General features: G+C 69.4%; 4 protein-coding genes. All 4 read left to right on the top strand.

The window, feature by feature from the left end; genetic code table 11:
• On the top strand, positions 1–1,500 hold a 1,500-nt coding region (locus AC3XYG_RS27945), incomplete at its 5' end, for an ABC transporter ATP-binding protein (protein ID WP_489143149.1).
• Positions 1,501–1,647: 147 nt separating this feature from the next.
• On the top strand, positions 1,648–2,124 hold the full coding sequence (locus tag AC3XYG_RS27940) for a carboxymuconolactone decarboxylase family protein (RefSeq protein WP_489143148.1): 477 nt from the start codon (positions 1,648–1,650) through the stop codon (positions 2,122–2,124).
• Between the two features lie 142 nt (positions 2,125–2,266).
• Positions 2,267–3,091: a 3-methyl-2-oxobutanoate hydroxymethyltransferase gene (gene panB, locus AC3XYG_RS27935; RefSeq protein WP_489143147.1), complete on the top strand. Its 825-nt coding sequence runs from the start codon at positions 2,267–2,269 to the stop codon at positions 3,089–3,091.
• The coding region (locus AC3XYG_RS27930; protein ID WP_489143146.1) for a pantoate--beta-alanine ligase at positions 3,088–3,357 on the top strand (270 nt) is incomplete at its 3' end. The genes panB and AC3XYG_RS27930, both read left to right, overlap by 4 nt.

Here is a 3,357-nt window from a genome sequence, read left to right as displayed (position 1 = left end):
CGGATCATGCAGGCGATGACGCAGGAGGCGTTCTGGCGGGTCCAGCGCTTCTCCACCGACTGGCACGCCAACAGCTTCGCCGGCGCCACGGTCCGCAAGATCAACCGCGGCACCTGGGCGATGGATCTGCTGGACGACGTGCTGCTGGTCGAGCTGCTGCCGTCGATCCTGGTGCTGCTCGGCGCCACGGCGCTGCTGGCAGCGCGCTGGCCGATGATGGGCGCCGCGGTGGCGCTGGGCGTCGCCATGTTCCTGCTGGTCAGCCTGGTCCTGGTGCTGCGCTACGTCGCCCCGGCGGCGCGGCTGGCCAACGAGATGGATTCGAAGCTGGGCGGCAACCTGGCCGATTCGATCAGCTGCAACGCCGTGGTGAAGACCTTCGGCGCCGAGCGGCGCGAGGATGCTTTCATCGCCGGCACGGTCGAGATCTGGCGCGGCCGCACTATCCGCACCTGGCACCGCGGCACCAACTCCGGCACCACGCAGAACCTGCTGATGGTGGCGCTGAACGCCATGGTGCTGGGCATCGGGCTGTGGCTGTGGCGCCAGGGCCAGGCCACGCCGGGCGACATTACCTACATCTTGGGCACCTACGCGCTGATCCACGGCTATCTCCGCGGCGTCGGCATGCATGTCCGCAACCTGCAGCGTGCGGTCAACGACATGGAGGAGCTGGTCGACTTCATGGACGAGCCGCTCGGGGTCGAGGACCGGCCGGATGCGCCGGATATCGCGGTCGAGGCCGGCCGGATCGATCTCGACGCCGTCACCTTCCGCTACAAGGGGCAGCGCGACCCGATCTATGACGGCTTCTCGCTGACCATCGCCCCGGGCGAGAAGATCGGCCTGGTCGGCCATTCCGGCAGCGGCAAAAGCACCTTCGTCAAGCTGGTGCAGCGCCTCTACGACCTCGATGGCGGCACCATCAGGATCGACGGGCAGGACATCGCCGGGGTGACGCAGGAAAGCCTGCGCCGCCAGATCGCCCTGGTGCCGCAGGAGCCGCTGCTGTTCCACCGCTCGCTGGCGGAGAACATCGCCTATGGCCGGCCCGGCGCGTCGATGGACCAGATCGTCGACGCGGCGAAGCAGGCCTATGCCCACGACTTCATCGCCAGGCTGCCGCAGGGCTATGACACGCCGGTGGGCGAGCGCGGGGTGAAGTTGTCGGGCGGCGAGCGCCAGCGCGTGGCCCTGGCCCGCGCCATCCTGGCCGATGCGCCGGTGCTGATCCTGGACGAGGCGACGTCCAGCCTGGACAGCGTGTCGGAATCGCTGATCCAGGCGGCGGTGGAAAAGCTGATCGTGGGCCGCACCACGATCATCGTCGCCCACCGGCTGTCGACGGTGCAGAAGGTCGACCGCATCCTGGTGTTCGACCGCGGCCGCATCGTCGAACAGGGCACCCATGCCGAGCTGGTGAAGCGCGAGGGCGGCCACTACCGCGCCCTGTTCGAACACCAGGCGATGGGGCTGATCGACGGCCAGGAGGCCGCCTGAGGGCAGGGCGCCGGCGGGCAACCGCCGGTGCCCTTTTGCCCGCCGTCACTTTTCCGCGGCGAGCGCGTCACATCCCGGAATGCCATCTCGTCTTGTCATCGAAGCCGCCCCGACGGGCGGCGCGATTGCCAGATGGGAGTCCATCAAATGTCCAAGCGTCTCAATTATGCCGTCGCCTCCCCCGGTGCCCTGAAGGCCCAGCTCGGCGTGCACGCCTATCTCGAAAGCTCCAACCTGCCGAAGACCCTGCAGGAGCTGATCTTCCTGCGCGTGTCGCAGATCAATGGCTGCGCCTATTGCCTCGACATGCATTCCAAGGCGTTGCGCGAGGACGGTGAAGGCCAGCAGCGGCTGGACTGCGTCGCCGGCTGGCGCGAGGCGCATGGCCTGTTCAGCGCGCGCGAGCAGGCGGCGCTGGCCTGGGCCGAGGCGCTGACCCGCATCGCCGACACAAGGCAGGTGCCGGACGAGATCTATGAGGCGGTGAAGGCGGAGTTCAACGACCGCGACCTGGTCGACCTGACCCTCGCCGTGTGCTCGATCAACAGCTGGAACCGGATCGCGGTCGGCTTCGCCGTGGCGCCGAAGCCGGACGCGGCCAGCGCCCAGGCCGCCGCGGCCTGACGGCCTGTCCATGACATGATCGGCGGGCGGCTTCGGCCGCCCGCCGCTTTTTTCACCATATGACATCCGGCTTGCGCCGGATGGTTTTGCACTGCAGCATCCGCCCGGAACGACAGATCCTGTCCGACGGGGAGTGCCTGAGGTGAGCGTTGCCACCGTGATCCGGCGCATCACGATCCCGCAGCTCCGCGCCCGCAAGGGGCAGGAGCCGATCGTGGCGCTGACCGCCTACACCACGCCGATGGCCCGGCTGCTGGATCCGCATGTCGACGTGCTGCTGGTCGGCGACAGCGTCGGCATGGTGGTGCATGGGCTCGACAGCACCGTCGGCGTCACGGTCGAGATGATGGCGCTGCACACCTCCGCCGTGCGCCGCGGCTCCAGCCGCGCCACCATCGTCACCGATCTGCCCTTCGGCAGCTACCAGGCCTCGCCGCGCGATGCCTTCGCCGCCTCCGCCCGGTTGATGGCCGAAGGCGCCTCCGCCGTGAAGCTGGAGGGCGGCACCGAGATGGCGGAGACGGTGGCCTTCCTCACCGCCCGCGGCATCCCGGTGATGGGCCATGTCGGCCTGCTGCCGCAATCGGTCAACGTCCTCGGCGGCTACAACGCTCGCGGCCGCACGGCGGAGGAGGCCGAGCGCATCGTGGCGGCGGCCAAGGCGATGGCCGATGCCGGCGCCTTCTCCCTGGTGATCGAGGGCACGGTCGAGCCGCTGGCCCGCCGCATCACGGCCGAGATTGCGATCCCGACCATCGGCATCGGCGCCTCGGTCGATTGCGATGGCCAGGTGCTGGTGGTGGACGATCTGCTGGGGCTGACGGGCGAGGGCACGCCGCGTTTCGTCCGCCGCTATGCCGACCTGGCCGGTATCATCACCGAGGCGGCAACTGCCTTCGCCGCCGATGTCCGGACCCGGCGTTTCCCCGGCCCCGAACATGTCTTTGCCGAAAAGAAGCCGTCATGAGTCCTGCCGCCCCCGCTAGCCCGCTCGTCGCCCGCACCGCGGCGGATCTGCGCGCCGCCGTCGCCGGCTGGCGTCGCGATGGCGCCTGCATCGGCCTGGTGCCGACCATGGGTGCGTTGCACCAGGGCCACCTGATGCTGGCCGAGGCGGCGCGCCGGGCCGGGGCCGACCGCATCGTCTTCAGCATCTTCGTCAACCCGACCCAGTTCGCGCCGACCGAGGATTTCAGCCGCTATCCCCGGCGCGAGGCAGAAGACCTGGCCCGG

The organism is Inquilinus sp. (genome assembly GCF_057815775.1).
Note: the sequence above shows the minus strand (reverse complement) of the source record. Positions and strands in the feature narration are given on the sequence as shown.